This is a genomic window from Mangrovibacterium sp., from assembly GCF_041596335.1.
GTDB lineage: Bacteria > Bacteroidota > Bacteroidia > Bacteroidales > Prolixibacteraceae > Mangrovibacterium.
In genome coordinates this window covers 70,413-92,709 of sequence record NZ_JBFHIT010000005.1, presented here as the reverse complement: position 1 = coordinate 92,709, position 22,297 = coordinate 70,413, and the positions used below count along the sequence as shown (strand labels likewise).

Genomic DNA, 22,297 nt, shown 5'->3' with positions numbered 1-22,297 from the left:
GAATTTATTTTTCGGTTTGTTGCAGCGCCTTTTCAATGGCTTTTTTCACTAACGTTTCCATCACGTTATAACCTTCAACATTTGGGTGAACGCTATCGCGACCATACTCTTTGATCAGCCCTTTGCTGTCGTTCACCATCGCCGAATAGTAGTCCAGATAAACGATGTCGTTCTTTTCTGCATACGATTTGATCATGTTATTCAGCTCGATAATTTTATCGGCCGGATTAATGGCGGGGCGCCACGAATAGCTGGACGCCGGAAGAGTTGACGACAACACCACTTTTATTCCGTTCGCCTTAGCCAACTCGGCCATTGAGAAGATATTTCCGGCAATTTGATCCAAGGTTTGCTGGCCACGATTGGCGGCAATATCGTTTGTTCCGGCAAGAATTACGACCACTTTAGGTTTCAGGTTAATGACGTCGGGACGAAAGCGAATCAACATTTGCGCAGTCGTTTGTCCGCTTATTCCGCGTCCGACATACGGATTCTCATCAAAAAATTCAGGATGATACTTTACCCATCCTTCAGTAATTGAGTTGCCCATAAACACCACCCGGTTTTCGTTGGCGGCAGGTGCCGGCAAATTGGCGTTTGCTTTACCATATTTTGTCAGATTAGCCCAGTCTTCCGACGGAATCACTTCAATTTTAATAACCGACGCGATCGTATCCGGAGCAACTTCCGGCAACAGAATATAATCACCTTGGGCTGACTCTTTAATTTCGAGCAACTTGTCAGGATCTGCCAACAAATAAGCCTTTGTAACTTTCAGGCTATTATCAATTTGAATCTGTTTATCCGTTGGCCAATCAAAAATATGGGCAAAAAGCACCCCCCGTTTACTGGTGAAGCGGCCCCATTTGGGGCGTTCGAACGGGCTGGCTTTCGCGCCATAGATAGCCTCGCCGTTCGCTTTTGTCCATTCGCCAATAGCAGCCAAGCGTTCAACACTTTCGGCCGGGAACAGTCCTTGCGCATCGGGCCCGACATTCAGCAAGAAATTTCCACCTTTCGAAACAATATCCACCAAATGTTGAATGAGCATTTCGCTGCTCTTCCAATTTGTATCCGATGGTTTGTACCCCCACGATCCATTCATGGTCATGCAAGCTTCCCAGTCCGAATCTATTCCGGTTGCCGGGATTTCTTGTTCGGGTGTTCCGAAGTCACCGGCAAAATCTCCTTCTTTGTCCATTCCTTCCATTCCCATGCGACCTTTGTCAACGCGATTGTTCACAATGGTATTGGGTTGAATTTCACGAATAAAATTGTAGAATTCCTTCCCCATTTCGGTTGTATAATCGGCAATCCAATCGCCATCGAACCAAACCACGCCAATATCGCCATAGTTGGTCAGCAATTCTTTTACCTGAGGTTTCAGGTAGTTTTCGAAATACTTCGGAAACTCCGGATTTACGACCGACTGATCTTTTTGGCCGGCATTATAGTTGGGGTACAACGGCGCTTGTGCTTGCGGATGGTGCCAGTCGACGATGGAATGATACAAACAAAACCGGATTCCCTGCTTTGCACATGCCTCGGCCAGTTCTTTTACAATGTCGCGCTTAAAAGGCGATGCTTCCATCACATCGTAATCGGTTATTTTTGAGTCCCACAAACAAAATCCGTCGTGGTGCTTTGAGGTTAGCACAATGTATTTCATCCCGGCATTTTTGGCCATGCTCACCCATGCATCAGCATCAAACTGAACCGGGTTAAACTTTGCAACCACTTCTTTTTCGTAGTCTTCAATGGTGTAATCCAGTTTATCCATGATCCATTCGGCTCCGCCTCCGCAGACCTTACCGTTACGTTCGCCACCAGGAATTGCATAGGCTCCCCAATGGATAAACATGCCAAAACCGGCATCGCGCCACCAGGCCATTCGCTGGTTATCATCCAATTTTACGGGCTCGGATGGCTTTTGTGAATATCCTGTGTTTACCGCGAGAATAAATAACAGGATGACCGATAATAGTTTCTTAAGTTGGTTCATTATATTGTTTTTTAGGTTTCTACTTAAAAGTACAATTTGTTTGTTTAAATCATCATTCCCCGACTGATGAACCGAATCCTTCACCAGCAACAGAGCGATCTAATCTATGGCGTAGTGTAACTTCTCTTTAGCTTTTCAAAATCAAGCGAAAGAGTGTCGTTCTGAAACGAGAACAGCAAACGTTCGGCTTTCGCGTCGGCCACGATGTAGGGCGAGTCGAAGCGCCTGTAATTCGTCTCTACCAACTGAGTATTTTTTGTCAGGCCTTCGTTAAAAGCATACAGATACTCCTCGTCCCCAAGCCGGAAACGCAGCTCGCTTTTCCTTTCATTGAAGACCACCTCGCTGCTTTTCACTTTTCGGATGAACGATCCAAAGCTGCCATCCTGTTTTTTTGAACCCGCCAAAGTAACCCAAAACACCTGGTTGCCCGGTTGAATTAACTCGCTGGTATCGTTTCCGGTGAACCCGAAATTATTTTTTCCGATAAAGGCACAATAGGTATCACCTTTTTGCCCAAAAGCGTAATTCCCGTCCACCAGAGCAGAGTCGAATTTTTCAACAGGAAAATAAGCATAGGTAAACTGCAGGAGTTCTTTTTCCATCCATCCCTTGCGCTTTGGTAGCCGGTAAATGGAGAGGTTCACGTTTTTATCCTGAACCGATGCCGGCAGGTAACCATATCCTACGGTATAGTCGGGTGAATCGGTTTTTGCCCCTTTAGAGGCAGCCGGATGGGTATGATACACCGCAAAATGGTCGTCGATATTTACCCCAAAAATGTGGTGCTGACTGCCAAAATCGCCCGGCTGATGGTGCTGTACCGTATACATGCTGTAATCAGCGGTTTTGTAGGTATAGGTATTTCCGCGTTGGATGACCGTTCCCTTTGCCTGCAAGTTCAGAAGCTTCATCAGCAAAGGTTCAAGGTGCAACCATCTGATTAAGGCAAAATCAAGCTTTCGGAAATCTTTCAAGAAATGATTGGAAAACATACGGTTTGCACGAATATGGTTGAGTGAACTCCGCACCACCGAGGGGTTGACAAATGCTTCCATTCCCCATTGCATCATCATTGAGCGGTTGTCGGTTCCTTTAAAATCTTCGGACTTCAGTTCTGTCAGGTTTAGCCCATTGCTTTGTTTAATAATGACGGTACTTGTATCGTTGCCAATGGCTTTTAAAACCGGAGGCAATTGGTACCCGGTTTTCTTAAAACCATACATCATGGCCGATTTCAAATTGCTTGCATTGCCCCACAAGAAATCGGTTAACCCATCGAAATTACCCGATTCCCCTCCCTTCCGATTTCGTTCGTACGCCCTTCCACTGGCAGAAATAAACATGGAATTGCATTTTTGCGAAGCGATATCGTAAAGAATCAAATCCATAATTATTTCACTCTTGATACGCACTTCTTCGTCCTCCGAGAAATCGATTAAATTGAGCAGAGCCGCAATATCTTCTTTGTAATAAACACTTGAGTAGAATTCCGAAAATCCGTAATCCCATCGCATCTTTAGCCAATCTAAAACCCGTTGGCGTGCCTTATCGCGATGTTCCATTCCTTTAAAACCGGAGTTTCCGAAAATGGTATCGGGGTATTTTTGCCCAATCAGGTATTCAGCCGAAGCGAATAAAATCTGATGATTTTCGCTCCAATAGCACATGCTGTTGCCTCCGGGCTCATCCCACCAGTATCGAAACCCAAACAAAACCGTTTCAATCTTCTGTTTGGATTCACTGGGAATTTCATTTTCGAATTGGTATAAAATGCGGATCAGATTCACCAATCGAAAATCGGAACAGTCGTATTCCGACTGAATAAACTTCAATGAACCTTCCAGCTGATCCCAATCAATAGCAGGTTCGCCATTTACCAGCTTAGAATAAATCAGGTTCTCCGATGCAGGAACTGCTACACCTGGTTTTAGCGGATAGGTCTCGTGCTTTTTTGCCTGTGCCAGACCAATTGCCGTAGTCAACAGCAGAACTAAAGCCGCCAAAAGGACAACCTGATTTATTTTCACACTGATTTTCAAGTTAGTTAGTCTTGTGATTTATCACCCTACCTCCATGCTGTACCCGATACATTTCATCCTGAAATTGTTACCGGTTTAGGCTTTGTTTTACATATTTGGCCAGGAGGAATTTTGTTATTACCGAAGTGTATTCACCTTAGTATCTGCATGATTACCAATGTGCCGTTTATAGTCCTGCGTGTATAAAGTAGCCACTGATTGATACTCTTCCGGAAGCTTATTGTATTGCTCCCAGGCTTTGTCGTAGGCTTTGATCCATTTCTGAACCCCCTTTTTATCGCCCTGACTATCGGCATACGACATATAAACCAGCGTACGATAAATTTTAAACAACCCCAGCCCGTATTCAGCTGATGCTATGGCATGCTCACGGTTTTTGGGGCTATCCCATTTAATCGATTTTGCGAGCTTAACAATCTCCTTCCATTTGGCAATCGACTCGTCCTTTTGGTTCAGATTTCTCAGTTGTCCTTCGGCATCGGCAGGTGTTGGAGGCCAACCAATTCCCTGGTCTCTGGTCCACCATGGGTTTATGTCTCTGTGAGTGGTGTTTCGTCCACGCACCACCGCTTCTTCGGAAAGCAAACAAAGCCTCCTGAAGTTCGCAATGTCTTTACCGGTTAAGTTTAAACGCTCTGTGGCATACCGATTGAAGACAGCCTCCTCGCTTTGGGATGGATCCTTTGCCCATTGAGCCATCACCCAGGCATTGATATCGCACCACATTTCATTTTTTATATACGGGCCGTCCCATCCGCCACCACGCGTCCATGTCCAGATTCCGGCATATAAGCCGGGGGTTTTCTCAACAAATTCGCCAATGCTGTTGATTTCGTCTTCAGGCATTCGGGCATGCTCTTCAAATCCGTTGATAACACCATTGGGAATGTAATTTGGATAGGCCCCTTTTCCTTCGTACTCGCGGGCACATTGCACTTCAATAATCTGCGGATGTCTTCCTTGCCCGATGACCTTACTAAAAGCATTTGCCCGATGGAAATCACCTTCGCAATGTTTCACACTGATGATCAAATTATCGTGTGGTTCAATGGCATCACTAACGGCCAGATAATCATCCAAATTGACATCAAACGAACCCCAGGTGCGAAAAATTAGTTGTTTATCCCGCTTCACACAAATCTCTTCGCGCAAAATCTGAATGAGGGGAACAATAGTTTTTTCCGGATTATTTTTGTCATCAATCGCCCCTTTATGAAAGGGTGCATCGTGCAAATAGGTTTCGCCAATACGCACCACCAAGCCATCCAAATCGGGAAACTGATCGAACATTTCATTTATTTGAGCACGTACAAAGCGTTCGGTTTGCGGATTTTTAGGGTCTCCAAACGTTTCTTGCAAACCATATTTCTCAATCAGCCGGTTCGGAAACAAAACCAGATCCGACATGGCATAGATACTCATTTGCTGATCTTTACAGGCCGCATGCATCGTTCTAATCTGAGCCGCCTTTTCGTCCACCCAACGCCGATCCGGCGATCCTTTAGGCAAAATATCAGGATCGACCGATTCCCAATTGATTGCCAGCGCAGGCGACTCGAACAGAAAATAGACTTTCCCGTTGTAGCCCATTTCTTTAATCACCACCGGATTGTTGTACACCGACTTATAGGGTTCCTCACCGGGATTATGGTGGACCATATCCAGAATTAAAGGAGCTTTTGCTTTATCCTGAGCATTCAAAAAACAATTACAGCTTCCGCCAACAATTAACACGACGATTAAAAAAGCTGTATTATAAATTAGTCGATTCATAGTCAATTCATTATTTCATCATTCATCCAATATTCCTATACGTTCCAATTGAGTTGCGACCGAATAAACAGCCATGCAACAAGGCAGAAACCACCCCCTCGCCGTGGCAACAAACAGGCACTAAAAACAGCGTCTCTGCCACGAAAACCGATCTTTTTCGCTCTTTATTTTACATTCCTGGTTTTCCTTTGAGATACTTTAACGACTTCAAAAACAAGTCGGCTTCGTGGACTGTTTTCTTGAAAAACTCACCTTCGTATTTGTCGTTATTAAAAAAACCATGTCCTGCTCCATCGTACAAAAACAAGTCGCAACGACTACCAACTTCCTCCATTTTTTGCTTATAATTTTCGGCAACAGAGGCAGGGATAAGGTGATCTTCGCGACCTAAAAACACAATCGTTGGCGGTGTTCCCTTTTTGATGTTGTGGGCAGGCGAAATTTCCATCCACCGGTCGCCCATGCGCTTATGTTCGAACCCATCGGGCCCATTGTCAAACACCGGGTTAAACAACACCAACGCATTCGCTCTTGAGCTCACTGCTAAATCCTCTCCGTGCTCATCCAAGCCGGGACAAACGCCACAAGTCGCAGCCAAATGTCCACCTGCTGAACCACCTGATGCCGCTATTTTTTCCGGATTGATATTCAATTCATCAGCGTGCTGACGTAAAAATCGGATTGCAGATTTGGCATCGGCCACCGCTTCGTAGGGGGATGTTTTATGCCGTGATTTTACCCGATAGTCGGCTAGTACAGTTATCATTCCCCGTTCTGCGAAATACTCCGCCTGAGGTTTAAATTGATCTACTGTTCCTCCATTCCAGCCACCTCCAAAAAAGAAGATGATGGTTGGGTAGGTTTTCGATTGTTTGAACTTAGGCGGATACCTTAAAATCAAATCAAGCGTGTCGCTATTAACCACCTTGTAGGTCAACTCAATGGGTTGGCGGCGATCACCGTCGAGTTTGTCACAATTTATTTTCTGGGCTTGCATACTACCTGCTGCAACCATCATTAAAATGATTCCTGTCAAAAATTTCTTCATATTACTTTCCTTTTTCTCCGATCGCTACTACTATTTTTTTTCAAAGCTTCGGAACTTGCACCTTAAACTTCTTTGATTTGTAATCTCTTACGGCAGTGACTGTTATAATCTGTCCCTGCAACGTTAATATCATCTGATTTAAATCGGCTATACGTTGCACTTTTTCACCATTCACCTGCTGAATCACCCAGTCAGTCTCTAGCCCGGCATCCACCCACATGGTTGCCTTCCCTGCCGCAAATGATTTGATGTAACAACCGAAGTTGTAGCCGCCGGTAGCATCTATCAAATCCGGATCATCGGCAATATTCACCAGAAGAGCTCCATGCACGTCCATTTCGAGTGCTTTGGTTGACGCTTCGCCCGTTGTAACCTGAAATTTTCCGGCTATTAGAGTGTTGTACCAACTCGGGGAAATTACCTTTTTTACTTTCGTAAACCTTGCTTCGGCAGTAAATCCCACCGGAAGATTATTGGCATCGAACGTTTGTGCTTTAATCAGCGTTGAATTTTTAAGTTGAATGGCGTCGGTATATTCCGGTGAAAAAACGGTAGGTTCCGAACCATCAACTGTAAAATAAATCCTTGCTCCATCGCCTGCGCGCCTGTCAGCCTTCAAGGTCACTTTTTGTTCTTCGGCAAACTCTCCGCCAAACGGAATGATACGAGTCATCTGATGCCCAAACTCATCCATTGGGAAGTTTTTGAACCCTAATTTCAGGGCCGGTGAACTTTCACGAACCTGATAATTTCCATTCGCGGGATCAACAAACAGAGGGTCAGCAACAACCGAATTCACATCATAGCCTTCCTGTTTCCAGTCTTCCATGTCCAATTTTTCAGTCACTAAAAAATCATCGGGATGATTGATGTTCCAATACAAGTTTCGATCGTAGTTTGTACTCCATTTCGTTTCGGTTGGCAGGGCAACAGGGCGAATGAAATTTCGTGTCGATTCAGCTTTTCCGGGTACGGCTCCCGATATGACAAAGATGTTCTGATAAATTTCATCCTGCGATTCTTTGGGCCACACATGCCAGCCCAGCGGAACGGCGCTCACTGTAATATTGTTAAAAACTTTGCGGGCCATTCCATCGCGCAATTTGATGGTAGACCCGAGATTCAGGTTGTTATAAATTTCGAAGTAGCTCGAACCGTCATCCAAATCGATTGTCCAGTTTCCGGCACTAATGGATTTACGATAGTTGGCAATGCGGTTATTTCTGACAATCACATAATCGATGGCATCGAGTTTTGTTAGTTCCTTTAGAAACTGTTCGTCGGTTCCACGCGAACCGTTCCATTGTCGCTCGCGCCCCCACGAATTGAACGGGCCGTGTTCGCCCGTTTCGCGAACGGTTTCCCAAATGTCGCAATGCTCAATGATATGTCCACCCCAGGTTCCGTCGTTAATACAAATTCCGGCACGCGGACAGTTGAAAATGGTATTGTGCGATGCCCTGATTTTGTGACTCATGGAAATATAAACTCCGGCTACTTGTTTCCCAACATCGCCAAAGTCGTGCATAATACAGTTCTCAACGACACAATCCTTCGGATAATCAGGCGTTTTGGGTCCCGGCTCAAGATCCATTCCTTCGCGCATGGCGTTCCAGTCTTTGCCGAGAATCTCTTTGTCGTCCCAGGTTTGATAAAAACGTACGGCCGAAGGAGAACCAACAAAGCAAACGGCACTTTCGCCGGTATGCACAAACCGACAACCTTTAACCTGGTTATTCCGGTTATACGAACTCATAAAAACACCATTTCCACCGAGCTGTTCAAAACTGCAATTTTCAACAATGCAATTTTCAGCTCCTTCCATAAAAATGGCTCCTCCCCGATGAATGGCCCAGTCGCCACGAGCTACCGGTTCGTATTCATCCATGAATGTGTAGGCCGATTGGGTAAACGTAAATCCTTTAAGTTGAATGTTTTTCACCGGTGAGTCACTGCTTCCACGGAGTTGAATGAGGTCTTTAACCACCGGAACTTCGACTCTAACTTCATTCAAATTAATACCGGTTGAAGGGCAATAGTAAAGCAAATTCGATTCAACATCTAAAAACCATTCTCCGGGAACATCCAGCTCCTCAAAAATATTTTCTATGAAAAAGGCCGATGCACCATGGCCCTTTCCACCAATGCCGTAGTTCCGCTGCAACTGCCAGCCACCTTCAGCAAGTAGTATTTTATTTTCTGTTCGATCGACCGCTTTCACACGATACTGCATATTTCCCCAATTGTGGCTCTGAAACGCGTGAACAATCCCTGTTTCGGGCTTCTGCCATGTTCTGCCCGAAAAGGTCTCCGGATCGAATGAAAACCAGCTATCGTAGCGGTTGTTTGTTCCACCGGTTACGGTTGCATAACCTTTACCGCCACGAATTGGGTTTTGATAGTCGAAATTTGGAAAGCGCGCCCGTATTTGCCTTTCGCCGTCGATAAACAGCTGGTCGAACTGCAAGCCGGCCGGAACTTTGGCTACAAAAACCCCCTCCTTGTATTCGCTCCAAATTAGCTGATCGATCACCTGCGAACCTTTAACAACAACCCTGGCGCCCGGCACAGCGGAGAAAACAACCGGGTTCTCAGCTGTTCCCGACCATTCATTTCCAAGTTCGATGGTTTCATTCAGGTAGTATGTTCCCTCTTTAAACCAAACTGAAACAGCCTCTTTTCCCGCAAATTTACGGGCTTCGGAAACGGCTCGTTCAAAGCTGGCAAACGGGTTCGTTTTTGAGCCATCGCCGGTGTCGTCACCCAAAGGCGAAACGTAAATATCTTTCGCAAGCAGTACGTTTGTTACAAACAAAAAAGCAAATAGAATTTTCGACTTCATATGAATTCACCTTAAGCTATTCTTCCTTTCGTTCCCAAATAAAACTGCCATCCAGCAAATTGGCATATTCCGACTTTAATTGTGTTTTCATTTGTTCGAAAACTTCGGGATATTTTTCAGCTACATTTTCAGCTTCGCTAATGTCTTCGTTCATATTATACAACTCGAAATCGACCAAATCGGCTTCTTTTACAAACGCTTCATTTCCTTTATACAAGTTGTTGATCATCGGGAGGTAAGTGGTGTCGTTTTTCAGACGGCACAGTATTTTCCAGTCGTCGGTGCGCATGGCAACCCGGTGTTCATTCAAGGCGTTGTAGAAAGCCCAGGTTAATGGCTTCGCCCTTTTCATTGTACCGGTTTCAATCAACGATGTCATCGACTGCCCGTCCAATTCCCGATCCGGCAGTGTTGCTCCGGATATTTCGGCAAAAGTAGGCATAAAGTCGAGCGATGAAACCACCGCATCCGTTGTACCGGAATAGCTTTCTTTTCCCATCCAATACAAGATGCCCGGCACGCGGAATCCGGCTTCGGTAGTCCAAAGTTTCATCCCTTTCAGTTCGCCTGGCGACCCATAAGAGCGTTTTGCCCTGTAATATCGATTCAGGGTTTCAGGGCCATTGTCGGAGCTAAAAACGATGAGTGTATTTTCGCCATAATTTTCTTGCAGATACTCCACCAAACGCCCCACTGCCTTGTCCATATTCGCTACATTGGCAAAGTATTGCGCCTGATCTTCGTTCTCTGCTAAAGGATGATATCTCTGCACCAGATCCTGCGGCGATGCTATCGGCTCGTGCGGCTCGTGAAAACAAACCTGAAGGTAAAATGGATTATCGGAGTTTTTGTTTTGTAACCAACTCAAGGCTTCATCAACTACAATTTGGCAGCTGAACCCCTTTATTTCGCCAACTTCTTCGCCGTTGCGAATAAAATTATCCGGGTTTTCGTGACTTGGCGCCGCGTTGTTATGAGTCGCGAACCAATGGTCGAAGCCTAATTTTCCGGGCGTTGGTTGCGCGTCGCTGTTGAATCGGGAACTGCAATGCCATTTTCCCGACAAACAAGTTGAATAGCCAACTGTTTTCAACATAGCCGGAATGGTTTGTTCACCGGCCTGCAGATGCACCATATCCCGGCAGTCTTCACTTTTTTTCGTTCCGGGGATGAAATCGTAAATCCCGGCACGATTGGGATTTCTCCCGGTGAGCAATCCGGCACGCGAAGGAGAACAAACAGGAGCAGCCGAATAAAAGCTAGTCATTTTCAGCCCATTAGCAGCCAACTTATCCAGATTTGGTGTTTGAATAACCGGGTGTCCGAATGAGGACAGATCGCCGTATCCCAAGTCATCACAAAGAATTACAACGATATTGGGTTGGGTTTCGTTTTTTGCGCATGACGGCAACAAAGAAACAGCTGCCAATGCGGAAAGAGTCAAAAAGCGGGTCTTCATAGTTTCAAGTTTTATTCAAGCTAAAAATGTTCAATTCCGGAAACAGACAAAATGTTCAGCACCGGTCATTTTGTATCTATTGCAAACATCATATTTGCTCAACCAACCAGCTTATTCAATCGCTATTATTTTGGTCTGTTCGATGTCAGTGTGTAACTAATTGGTTCAATGGTACCATCTTCGCGGAATGTCATTCGATCGAAACAGGCCGACCGGCAATGAAAACTGCCGTTATTGACATCTCCCCGATGGTAGAAGAAATACCACGCTCCATTAAATTCGATTGCTGAAGCATGATTTGGAGCCTGCGGCGCATCAGTCGCCAAAAGTCCTTTTGGGCTTGCAAACTGCGGTAGCGGCGAATCGGCCATCCAGTAGTTGGTGACTCTGCCAACCCGAGCATGAAAGTAGTAAACACCATGACGTTTAAAGACATGTACCGCCTCATTGACAGGCTCCTCAGTGAGGCGAACCCACGGCCCATCCAATTCAACCATGTTGTCTTTCAGTTTGGCGCCGTAGATATGAGATTCCCCTTCGGCAAAACGCACCTTGTGATCATTGCCATAAATATAGGCCTGTCCATCGTCGTCGACAAAAACCGTCGGATCGAAAATCGTCGCGATTTTATTGGTGACAGCTTCTTCCCACGGGCCGACGGGCGATTTACTTTTCGCCACGCCGATGTGCGTTTTGTCGAAGGGGAAATAGAAATAATACCATCCATTTTTATACGCTACGTCCGGAGCATTCATCTGGCCGTCGGCCCATGAGTATTCGCGTGGTTTTAACACGACCCCGTGATTGATCCAAGTTTTCAAATCCGATGATTCCAACACCAGGTAATCCTGCATGCCCGAAAAGTTAGTCGATCCGGCTTGATCATGCGAACAGTATACATAGACTTTCCCATTGTACACCTCAGCTGCCGGATCGGCTGCATAAAGAAAACCGGGATCACTGTTTTTAAGAATCGGATTCTGCGACCAGCCCAACTGGCTGATCGAGATGGCAATCACAAAGATTAGTATTTGTATCTTCCTCATGGGTCGTCGGTCGTATAAAAAAATAGTTCGTTTATTTAGATGATTTGCTCCGTTATGCTATTGTTTCTGATCCCACAAACGGTAGGGATCATCATGGATTTCCATTTGTTCCAACAGCAAAGCTTCCATTTCTTTTCGTTTTTCGGCATACTTAGGATTGTCTGCAAGGTTGGTTTCCATCTCGCCCGTTTTGCCATGTTCCGGCAAATACTCGTTCGGGTTTTCAGCCAAATTGAAGAGTTGGGTTTCCTGAACCGCTCCATCCATAACATCGTATTTAATCAACTTCCAATCGCCTTTCTTCACGCTGCGCATTCCCGGTTTCGTTCCACCGCAATACACCCCGTACATGACATCTCTAATGGTAGTTTCGGTACCCTCGAGCACCGGTTTAAAGCTTTTCCCCTCAACGGTCGCCGGAATCTCGATACCTGCAAGGTCGCATACTGTAGGCAGAACATCCAATAGGTAGACATTCCCTTCGACACGTGTTCCCGCCTTTATGCCGGGGCCATTTACGATAAAGGGAACTCTCCAGGTGTGTTCGTATAAATTTTGTTTTCCTTGCAAACCATGACGTCCGATTGCAATTCCGTGGTCGGCGGTGTAGATGATGTAGGTATTATCAAGCTCGCCCATTTCTTCCAGTTTTTTCAGCACCTTGCCCAACTGGATGTCGATATTTTCGTCGCAGGCAAACTCACGGCCAACTTCATTCCGAATTGTTTGTTCGTCGCGGTTTTTCCAAACTCCGCTAACTTTCTCTTCATCGCGTAAACCAGGGTGTCCGTGAAAAAACGGATGCGCTGGAAGATAATTGGCAGGCAATGGCGGTTGTTTCGGATTTACCGGAGGCAAGCTACTGGTATCAGTGTGATTCACTGCACCGTATTTTTCGAGCAACTCAGGCGTCCCGTTGCGTGTGTCGTGAGGATGTGAAAAGCCAAAATAGATGAAGAAAGGTTGTTTCTCGGTCAGTTTTTCGCGTTCGCCCAGGTAATTCAACACCTGTTTGGCATGCCATGCACTACCCGATTCTTCGGTACCGCCACGTTTGGTTGCATCGTGCACCACTGCAAATTGGTTGTTAGCATCGGCGTATGAGTTTCCTTTCTTGCAGGTGCGCATGGTAGCGTAACCTGCCCGGTTAAACACAGCACCAATCGTCTGCAGCTCGAGGCTGTCGGGGCAAATTATCTCAGGTGTCTTTCCCGCGCTGGCCGGCAAGTGCCAAACAGTTCGTCCGCTCATAATCTGGTGCCGCGATGGGGTGCAAACCGCTCCATTCATTGAGCCCATGTGCCGGGCACCTTCGAAAACCATTCCTCCTTGCGCCAGTTTATCGATATTTGGCGTCTCGAGAATGGAATTTGGATCGTATGCTTTTAAATCGAACGGACTTTGGTCATCAACCAGTACGAACAAAAAATTGGGTTGTTTTGGTGGCTCTTTCTCGCAGGAGCTCAATAGTACGACACCGCTTAACGCGACAATAAATGATTTGATAATTGACTTCATATTCAATATTTTTTAATTTTCACACACAATAGCAACAATAGCCCGTGCAGGTAATATAAACTTGTTTTCTTTCCCATTAATTGTGACCGAGTAGGCTTCTTCTTTTTCCGATTCGTTCTGTACAACTAGTTTAATCGTTCCGTCCGGTGCGACCACGGATAGAAGTCCGTTGCCGCCTCCGGTTGAAGCCACGCGAATATCGCCAGGCCGAATAAATTTACTCACCAGATAAATGACATTATAATCGGGGTTGTACTTCACGGTTTTCTTTTCCCGGTCGATATTTATCAATGAGTTCTGTGCCCAGCCCCACCCGCTTTGGGTAGTTTCATTTAAAATCATGTTCCAATAGCAATAATTTGTGCAATTGGCATTCACATAACTACAGATTTCCTCCAACCGGCTTTGGCCCTGCTCAACGGTATTCTTACCGTCGAAACATTTCCCTTCGGTATGCATAAACTTTATTGCCGGAAACTTGGACTGTACTTCCATCAACTTGCTCGAACTGGTGTATTGCACGCCAATTCCATCCAACTCCGACGCACGATCCAGCAACAAATATTTGTGCATGACCATTTCCCCGGCAATTCGAAATGTACCGGCATACACTTCAGTTGAACTATTTTCCCGTGCAAATTCAGGCTGTATATATTCTGTGGCTAACTCCAGCAATTGAGCCGGTGGCATGATACAACTCGGGTACTTTGTGGAAATATCGGTTTCATTCTGGACACAAATCCGGCTAATATTGACGCCATTCTCCCGATAGGCTTTTACATAGTTCGAGAAATATCGGGCATAGGCCTGATAGACCTTCTTTTCGGAACGAAGTCGGCTGTGTTCGGGGTCAACACCGGCCATCTGTCCATTTTCCTTCATCCATGCCGGAGGGCTCCATGGCGAACCGAAAACTTTCAGCTCGGGGTTAATTTCAATTGCTAATTTCAGGTACGGAAGGACGAATTTTTTATCCCGATCAATTGAGAATTTGGTCATTTCATAGTCTTCCGGAACTTCGCTATAGCTGTACGCATCAATTCCAAAATCGCTTGCACCAATCGAGGTACGGCAAAAACTAAATCCGGCATTCGCGATGTCAAACATGTTGGCCATCACTTCGCGTTGCTGTTTTGGATCGAGGCTAAGCAATGCTTCTCCACCGATCTCGTTAAACGCGCCACCAATTCCTTCAATTGTTTGAAAGCGAAATTCGGGGATCACCTCAATATTCCCCCCTCCTTTTACTCTTCCCTCAAACTCCTGATACTGAAATTCGCGAACAGGAGAGGCTTCTGCCGAGTCTAATGGCGCGTAAAAAATCTGAACCGGGTTTGAATTCTGCGCTCCAACAATGGAGAACCCAAGTAACCCAATTACAACGATGAACAATTTTTTCATTTTAGTTTGCTTTATAATTACGGTGTTTAGTGAAGGTCTTACAAAAGTGTTTTATGAATGCTGCATTGTCCACATCTCGTTCCTCTTTCGTTGAGCTCGATCGCAACCAATTGATGAATGACAAAGCTCGAATATTGAATATCAGCTATAAACCAGACACCAGGTTCTAAATCGTCAGAAAAACTAGAATGATATTGGGTTGGTATACTTCGGTGTAAAAAGCGGTAGTAGCGCGGCAACTGCCAATGCGAAAATCGGCAAAAAGAAAGTTTTCATAGTTTCAGGTTTTATTCAATCTAAAAATGTTTCAAAAAAAATAGATACAAAATGTTCAGCACTGTTCATTTTGTATCTATTGCAAACATTCAATCGATTCTCATTATAAGTTGACTATTCGGCTCTCTCCTTCTTCAAATTTCAGTTCTTTATTATCAAACGAAATACTCACCGGAACATCATTATGCAATAAATAATTGTCCTGTTTTCGTTCCAGTACAACATTTCCTTTTTTGGTGGAAGAAATAGTAATCCCTTTCGCCTTCAGCTGGGTTCCGTTTCCAAGAAACAGGACAAAATCGCCATTTGTCTCCGTTCCAACCAACGCGTAAACAGCTTCTGCCAACATGTTTTGAAAGCCTGCCGCTTTGCCATCAACCGATGAGAAAACAAAATCTTCGCGGCCGGATTTATGGGTGATATGCAGACCGGCAAAGTCTTTATTCCCCTTTTCATCGTCGAAACCGGCAATGGAAGCAATGCTCTTCCCTTCAGCCGAAGTAAACGGTTCATACACCGAGATAAACGGATGTTCCCACGCTTCGCCATGCTGACGGGCCGCCAAGGTTAAGTAAGGCTCGTTGTCGAGGTCGTACGGTATTTTACCCTTGTGGTGGAACGATTTACAAGGTGGCGCTTTAATGCTAAACACTTCCCGGCCTTCGGTTCCTTTCATCCAGAGGTTCATAAATACATCCGGCTCACCTTCGGGCATATCAATTTTCCATTCCGCCTGGTAATCGGCAGAAGTGCGTATCGATTTCTTGTCCCACATATAATCCAGCGCATAAAGATGTCCGCCGGCAAAGGCCATTTCTTCGCTTGTCTTCAGATCCAGCGGCTTGCCTTCGGTATCGCTTACTTGCATGCTTTGGCCAAGGTTGTGGTAGAAATAGTCGTGGAATTTGTCGCCTTTCCGTTGCTTTTTTGAGCGGAATACATCCACATAATAACCTGTTGTTTCACCTGTTTTTACAATGCTCACCAAACGGCTCTGATCGGCTTGAGTTTCCGGTTCAAGAAAGTAAACATCCGAGTAGGTAACATTCGGGTAAAACCCTTGTTTTTGCTCCGATTTTGGATACTCGCCCATTAAATCGAAAGCATGGTTGCTCAGCATTTCGGTATAGGACGAAACACCATCGACCATGACGGTATTGTGTGCCGGAAACTGCGAGTAATACTCCAGATAAATGGGTTGAAGGTAATTGGCGCCTTTCCCCGGGTCGGCTCCCTGTACGAAACCTTTTCCGTACAATTCCATGTTAATTCCGTTGGCATGCATGTGATTTCCCAACGAAGCATTGAGTGAAACCATCATCCCATTGGCGCCCTGCCCCATGCGCTGTACATGCCAGCTAACATTTGGCGCGTTAAAAGTTTGGGTGATGTAATCGCTTAGCTGTCCGGCATTAAAGTCGGCGTTTAACACCAGAGGTTTGCTGGCGAAAAACGATGAAATGTCGGCCCGAGGTTTTCGGTGTTCTTCCTTTTTATCAGCATCCGGCTCAAACAAGCGGTACAAAGCCGTGAATTCCTTTTCCATTTCACTTTCGCCATATTTTTGAGCGATCCGAATCATATCGCCCATGGGTTCGGTTGAAACCCCATCGTAGTAGGAATCGCCAAAAGCGACAATCTGCCCGTTGGGGAACAAATACTGGGGCAACATTTTCACCGCCTCGTTCATCACCGGCGTGTAGGGTAAAATGTTATGATCGAAGGTATTGTCGAAATCGTAGATAAAGCTCATCAATTCCTTTGTAACGCTCATGGAATACCCCGGACACTCGGCCCATACACCATTGTTTTCGTCGTAGCCGTAATCAATAAGTTTTGTTAGCGACCATTGGCGCGGCGTTGTAACATTCAGAATATGGTTGATGTAGTATTCGCGGCCTTTCCCATCCTCGTAATCAACATTATCTTTCAGTACCATAGCCGCTTTCAGGATAATGTTGGCCTGATGCAGGTTCCAGTTGTTTTGAGGCACCCCGTTTTTAATCACCAAGTCGGTCCATTTTTTAATGGTTGTGTCGTAGTCTGCAATATTTGCAGCGTGGTTTTCTTCGAGGTAAGCATGCAAGAAATCGTAAAGCTCGGCAATGTCCTTCAAAGTACTTTCATGAATCACCTGAAAACAGGTAAGCCCAACCAAGGTTTGAATGTGTCCGTGCAACAGGTCGATAGGCTCGCTGCGGTAGTACATTCCAGCCATGTAGGTATTGAAAACATCGTGAGCAAATTTCGCGAAGCGCTCATCGCCCTCGAGCCAATAAACAAAGGCAGCATCGCGGGCCAGACCTATAATTTCGCGGTTAATGTTTTCGATGATCGTTCCAACCTTCGATTGTTCGGCCCATTCAAATTGTCCGTCTTTGGTTTTATTTGGAAGATAAAGGCCGCGAGGGTCGTCCATATAGGGTAGAATGTCGTTCAGTTTTGGCCGTCCGTAAGGCGTGGTTCCATCGCGCGAGCCGGCAAAACGAACGGTGGCGACAGGCGCTTCGCCATCGGCATGCGAGTAATTAATACCATTGATATACACATTGGTAGCCTTTGTTTTCCAATACATTTGCAGCCGCGATGGCATCCACTCGGGCGAATCAACGTGCTGCTCCACATAGCTGTCGATGCGTTTGTGAATGCCTGCCAGCACCTCCTGTGCCCACTCTTCATTTTGAATGGTTTTTTCCAAATCAGCTTTCTCTGCTTGAGTAATGTAAATACGGGGATACCCCTGCTCCAGATTCTCCGGCAGTGGAATCGGCTTGGATTCCTGAGCTTTCACCCATCCCCCCAGGGTGAATAGAATAATGACAACCGCTAGTTTTTTGATCATGACTTTTATGTTTTATTAGATTGATTACTCCAGTTTACTTCTTCGCCAGCCGATACAACTCTTCAGTCCGCATCCGTAAATTCATCAGAATTTCAGCGTGTTCCGGATCACTCGCCAAATTGTTCTGCTCCAGCGGATCGTTTTCCAGATCGTAAAGCTCTTCAATTTTAGGACTGTGTTCGTAGTACACGAAATACTTGTAACGATTGGTAGCGACACCATGACTGCGATAAGATCGGTTTGCTTTAACCATGTCCGCATTGATCTCATCCGCGTTCTCTTTATTTTTCGCATTGAACATTTCGACAATGAAAAGGTCTTCCATGAAAACAGCATCCCGCCATTTCGACATGTCCTGTGTCCTATTCAATATCCCGCTAAAATCGCTGCCCTGCATACTTTCGGGCAGTTCGAAACCTGCAAGTGAAAGAATGGTTGGCGCTATATCAACCGAAGAAATAAGCGCATCGGTCCGAAATCCACGTTCGGATTCGGGCACCCTTCCGTCATAAACAATCAATGGCGCTTTAATCGATTCTTCGTAGAGCAGGCACTTGTCGAAAAGGCCGTGCGATCCCTGGAATCGGCCGTTGTCGCTGGTGTAAATGATGATGGTATTTTCCAGCATTCCTTTCTCCTTCAGTTTTTCCACCAGCAAACCAACTTGCTGATCGACACTGTAGCCTTGGGTTGCAAAGCGTCGCACCAGCCGTTGGTATTGTTCGGGTGTTGATGAGCGCTCGCGATGAAGACGCACACCACGCGCATTTTCTTTCACCACAGCAGGCAGCTTTTCATTTTCCACCACCCAGTTTTCGGGCACCGACATGGAGTAATTTTCATATTGCTCGTAATGAGGCCAATAAATATCGCTGTTGCTATCGTGTTTCACCGCATAAAAGCTAACTGACAAGCAAAATGGTTGGTCATCGGGCTGGGTTTCAATAAACCGCAACATCGCTTCTCCCGTCCTCAGGGTTCTACCCGAGTTTTGTCGCCCTTCTTTATAAATTTCCTTTAAGCCCGGATCGTCTTCCGGCCAGGTTATCACGCCATTTCGGTCGTGCGTTTCGCTGCCGGCGAAGAAATCGAAAACTCCGCCCATGTTTTCTTTGTAGAAATGCTCGCCGGGTGTACTCGGCTGTGTCGCTTTTTCGCTAACCGTGTATCCAACCTTGCCAATAAATCCGGTGCGATAGCCTGCATTTTTAAGTATGGCAGGGTAGCCTTTAGCAAAATCGGCCTGCGATAAGGTATAATTGTCGGGGGCAACAAATCCCACCCGATGGTTTGAATTGAAACGGCCTGTCACCATGGTTACCCGACTGGGCATACAAATTGCGACGGCATAGTAAGCTTTATCAAAGGTAACGCCCTGTTCTGAAAGGCGGTCGATATTTGGGGTATTGAATTCCGGTTTGCCATAACAGCCCATATTGTCCCAACGCTGATCGTCGGTCATCAGGAAGATGATGTTTGGCTTGCCTTTGGAATCGGCAATAAGGTTGTGTGAAAATGCAACTAACAACAAGGTAAGTATCGTTTGAATTCGATTCATCTTTTAGTTTTTAGGTTTATCTATTCTATAATTCGCTTATTTGTTTTCGGGAAAAATCAGGACATAACTCTTCCCTTTTTCAGTTCCAAACAATATCGATTCAGCATCCACACGTCTAAAATTCGTACTCTCTCCGTTCCGGCCGTATAGCGCAGCATTTTCAATTCCCGGGTATTTCAACCTGCACTCGCCACCACTGCGCGACAGAACTTCGATAGAAGATGCTTGGCCATCTTTCCACACAACCGATAGCTCAAAATTACCTCTGGCCACTAAACCACTGTACTCACCAGTACTCCAGGCTTTCGGCAGGGCTGCAAGCGGCTCTATGTACCCTTCGTGGCTCTGAAGCAGCATTTCGGCTACGCCTGCCATACATCCAAAATTACCATCAATCTGAAATGGCGGATGGGTAGTCCAAAGGTTCGGTAAAGTCCGTTCTTTTATAAATTTAGAATATACCTCGTGTGCTTTTTCGCCGTCTTTAGTCCGGGCCCGTGCGTTCATTCGGTGCGCCATAGCCCAGCCGGTTGTATTATTTCCTCTTAAATTGAGGGTTACGATCGATGCATCCATCCAATCTTGTGTTGACGAATTGATGAGTGTTCCGGGGTAAAGCGCACAAAGGTGTGAGATGTGCCGATGCTGTTTTTCGCCAATTTCACCATAGTGTTCTTCTTCTCTAAATTCTTTTATCTGACCCGATTTTCCAACCAGAATTGGATCCAGTCTGGTAATCTCCGTTTGAACCATTTCAATAAAGTCATTCGTTAAATCCAGAATTTTCGACGCTTTTAGCAGGTCGTTGTGGTTTTCCCAAACCAGCTCCTGATCGAAGGTCGTCCCGGCGGTGATGTAGTTTTCACCATTGTGCTTTTGCTCTGGCGATGCTGATGGATTAACAAGCAAAAGACTGTCACCGGCAGGAACAAGAGTCTTCGACAGAAATTTGCTCATTCCCAGAATCGCCGGATAGGCCTTTTCGCGAAGAAAGCTGGTATCCATTGTAAATTCGTAGTAATCCCAAAACATCTTGGTAGTAAGAGCACCAGTTCCGGGGCCGGAATGGCCACCGGGACCAACTATTTTATGAGGTGTTGTTCCTGTTCCTATCGTCCAGCCGTTATCGAGGCTATCGGTAGCCAACGCTTGTGGATTATGTTTCTTCAAGTATTCAGTGGCCAAACTTTTAGCCTTCGGAAGATAAGCATCGAAAAACTCCACATAAGGCGTAAACGTTTCGGCTAAATTGGTGTTGAAAGCTCCCCAATAGTTCATCTGAACATTGATATTGTGCCAAAAACCACCCGTAAAAGGAGTGACCTCATATTGGCTCCACACGCCTTGCAACCCACACGGAAGCGTACCTTTTCGGGAAGTTGAGATCAACAAATATCGTCCGTAATGGAACATTAATTCTTCCAGGAAATGGTTGGTGGTGTCCGCTTTGTAATTCTCCAACAACTCTTTGGTTGACACTTTCGGAATTTCGCTGGTTAATGTTAGCCGAACTCTTGAAAACAGATTTTGGTAATCCTGAAGATGCGTTTTTTTCAGGTTCTCATATCCTTTCGCTACTGCCGCATTAATCAAGCTGCTTACTTTTTCGTGAGGCAAGCTCTCCGGGTCGAGTTTCTTGCTGTGGACATCTTCCAGAAAGAGCTCGTTACTCAATTTGTAGTTCGTTCCGGCTGCAATTACCAGAACGACACTGTTGGCTTTTGAAACGGTTATTTCTGCTTTATCGCCATTTTGAGCCGACGATAGCTTTCCGCCATCCGGAATTACTTTTATCTGCCCTTTGTAGTTTACGCTGAAGTGTTCGATAAAACCCGACATGGTAATCAAGTCTTCATGAACTTCCATTTTTCCGGTTCGTGTATTTTTTTGAGTCGAATCCCGGAGATACGGAATTTCCGGTTTCAGCGTGAAGGAAACGCCTCCATCCCTACTGGAAGTCAACCTTATAACCAACACATTATCGGGATAACTAATAAAATGCTCTCTGGTATATTCTACGCCATCAGAAACATAATTCACATACGAAATGGCCTCATTGATGTTAATTGATCGGCTGTAATTTGTTGGATTAGTGTGATTGAATTCAAAATTAAGTTCAGCGAAACTTGTCAATCCGCCAATCCCATAAAGGCCCTCGTTGGCCAATGTTTTTTCGGTAAGCTGTATACGTTCCGTATCGGTTCTTCCAAATAAATTGGCTCCCATGTAGCCGTTGCCAATCGGATACGAACGCAGCTCCCAATCTTCGTCGTACGGATATCCGCGTGCTTTTGTGATATTGAAATCGCCGCCTCTGTTGGGCGCAGGCTCATCGTCCCACACGGTATAAATTCGTTCGGACTTAAGCCTGGAAAAAGTTCCCTGCGCATAACCCGATTGTACCGAATTAATTACCAGACAAATTAATAAGCAAGCTGTTATAAACACATTGGAAAAATTCATAGTATTCGATTTGTTTGGTATTTTAAA

General features: G+C 45.5%; 12 protein-coding genes. All 12 read right to left on the bottom strand.

Annotated elements, in window-relative coordinates; translation table 11 throughout:
- Positions 1-4: 4 nt before the first annotated feature.
- The 12 genes from ABZD21_RS03405 to ABZD21_RS03350 all read right to left on the bottom strand — a co-directional run bounded on the left by ABZD21_RS03405 (position 5) and on the right by ABZD21_RS03350 (position 22,270).
- Positions 5-2,002: an alpha-L-fucosidase gene (locus tag ABZD21_RS03405; protein WP_372772921.1), complete on the bottom strand. Its 1,998-nt coding sequence runs from the start codon at positions 2,000-2,002 to the stop codon at positions 5-7.
- A 104-nt stretch (positions 2,003-2,106) separates the two neighbouring features.
- On the bottom strand, positions 2,107-4,032 hold the full coding sequence (locus ABZD21_RS03400; protein WP_372772920.1) for a hypothetical protein: 1,926 nt from the start codon (positions 4,030-4,032) through the stop codon (positions 2,107-2,109).
- Between the two features lie 129 nt (positions 4,033-4,161).
- Positions 4,162-5,817, bottom strand: a complete 1,656-nt coding sequence (locus ABZD21_RS03395) for a hypothetical protein (protein WP_372772918.1) — start codon at positions 5,815-5,817, stop codon at positions 4,162-4,164.
- Positions 5,818-5,986: 169 nt separating this feature from the next.
- Complete coding sequence (locus ABZD21_RS03390) at positions 5,987-6,865, bottom strand: alpha/beta hydrolase (protein WP_372772916.1); 879 nt, start codon at positions 6,863-6,865, stop codon at positions 5,987-5,989.
- Positions 6,866-6,905: 40 nt separating this feature from the next.
- Positions 6,906-9,707: a chitobiase/beta-hexosaminidase C-terminal domain-containing protein gene (locus ABZD21_RS03385; protein ID WP_372772914.1), complete on the bottom strand. Its 2,802-nt coding sequence runs from the start codon at positions 9,705-9,707 to the stop codon at positions 6,906-6,908.
- A gap of 16 nt (positions 9,708-9,723) precedes the next feature.
- Entirely contained in the window at positions 9,724-11,166 is a 1,443-nt protein-coding gene (locus ABZD21_RS03380) for a sulfatase (RefSeq protein WP_372772913.1), read from the bottom strand.
- Between the two features lie 125 nt (positions 11,167-11,291).
- Positions 11,292-12,212, bottom strand: coding sequence for a family 43 glycosylhydrolase (locus tag ABZD21_RS03375; RefSeq protein ID WP_372772912.1), 921 nt, complete (start codon positions 12,210-12,212; stop codon positions 11,292-11,294).
- Between the two features lie 57 nt (positions 12,213-12,269).
- Positions 12,270-13,730, bottom strand: a complete 1,461-nt coding sequence (locus ABZD21_RS03370) for a sulfatase-like hydrolase/transferase (protein ID WP_372772911.1) — start codon at positions 13,728-13,730, stop codon at positions 12,270-12,272.
- A gap of 12 nt (positions 13,731-13,742) precedes the next feature.
- The gene (locus tag ABZD21_RS03365; protein ID WP_372772910.1) at positions 13,743-15,131 is read right to left on the bottom strand and encodes a glycoside hydrolase family 30 beta sandwich domain-containing protein; all 1,389 of its coding nucleotides are present in this window, start codon (positions 15,129-15,131) and stop codon (positions 13,743-13,745) included.
- A 379-nt stretch (positions 15,132-15,510) separates the two neighbouring features.
- The gene (locus ABZD21_RS03360; protein WP_372772909.1) at positions 15,511-18,249 is read right to left on the bottom strand and encodes a six-hairpin glycosidase; all 2,739 of its coding nucleotides are present in this window, start codon (positions 18,247-18,249) and stop codon (positions 15,511-15,513) included.
- A 34-nt stretch (positions 18,250-18,283) separates the two neighbouring features.
- Positions 18,284-19,807 carry a sulfatase-like hydrolase/transferase gene (locus ABZD21_RS03355; protein ID WP_372772908.1) on the bottom strand — a complete coding sequence of 508 codons (1,524 nt, stop codon included), beginning with the start codon at positions 19,805-19,807 and terminating at the stop codon, positions 18,284-18,286.
- A gap of 36 nt (positions 19,808-19,843) precedes the next feature.
- Positions 19,844-22,270 (bottom strand): glycoside hydrolase N-terminal domain-containing protein, encoded by a 2,427-nt coding sequence (locus ABZD21_RS03350; protein WP_372772907.1) that lies wholly within the window; start codon positions 22,268-22,270, stop codon positions 19,844-19,846.
- Positions 22,271-22,297: the final 27 nt, after the last annotated feature.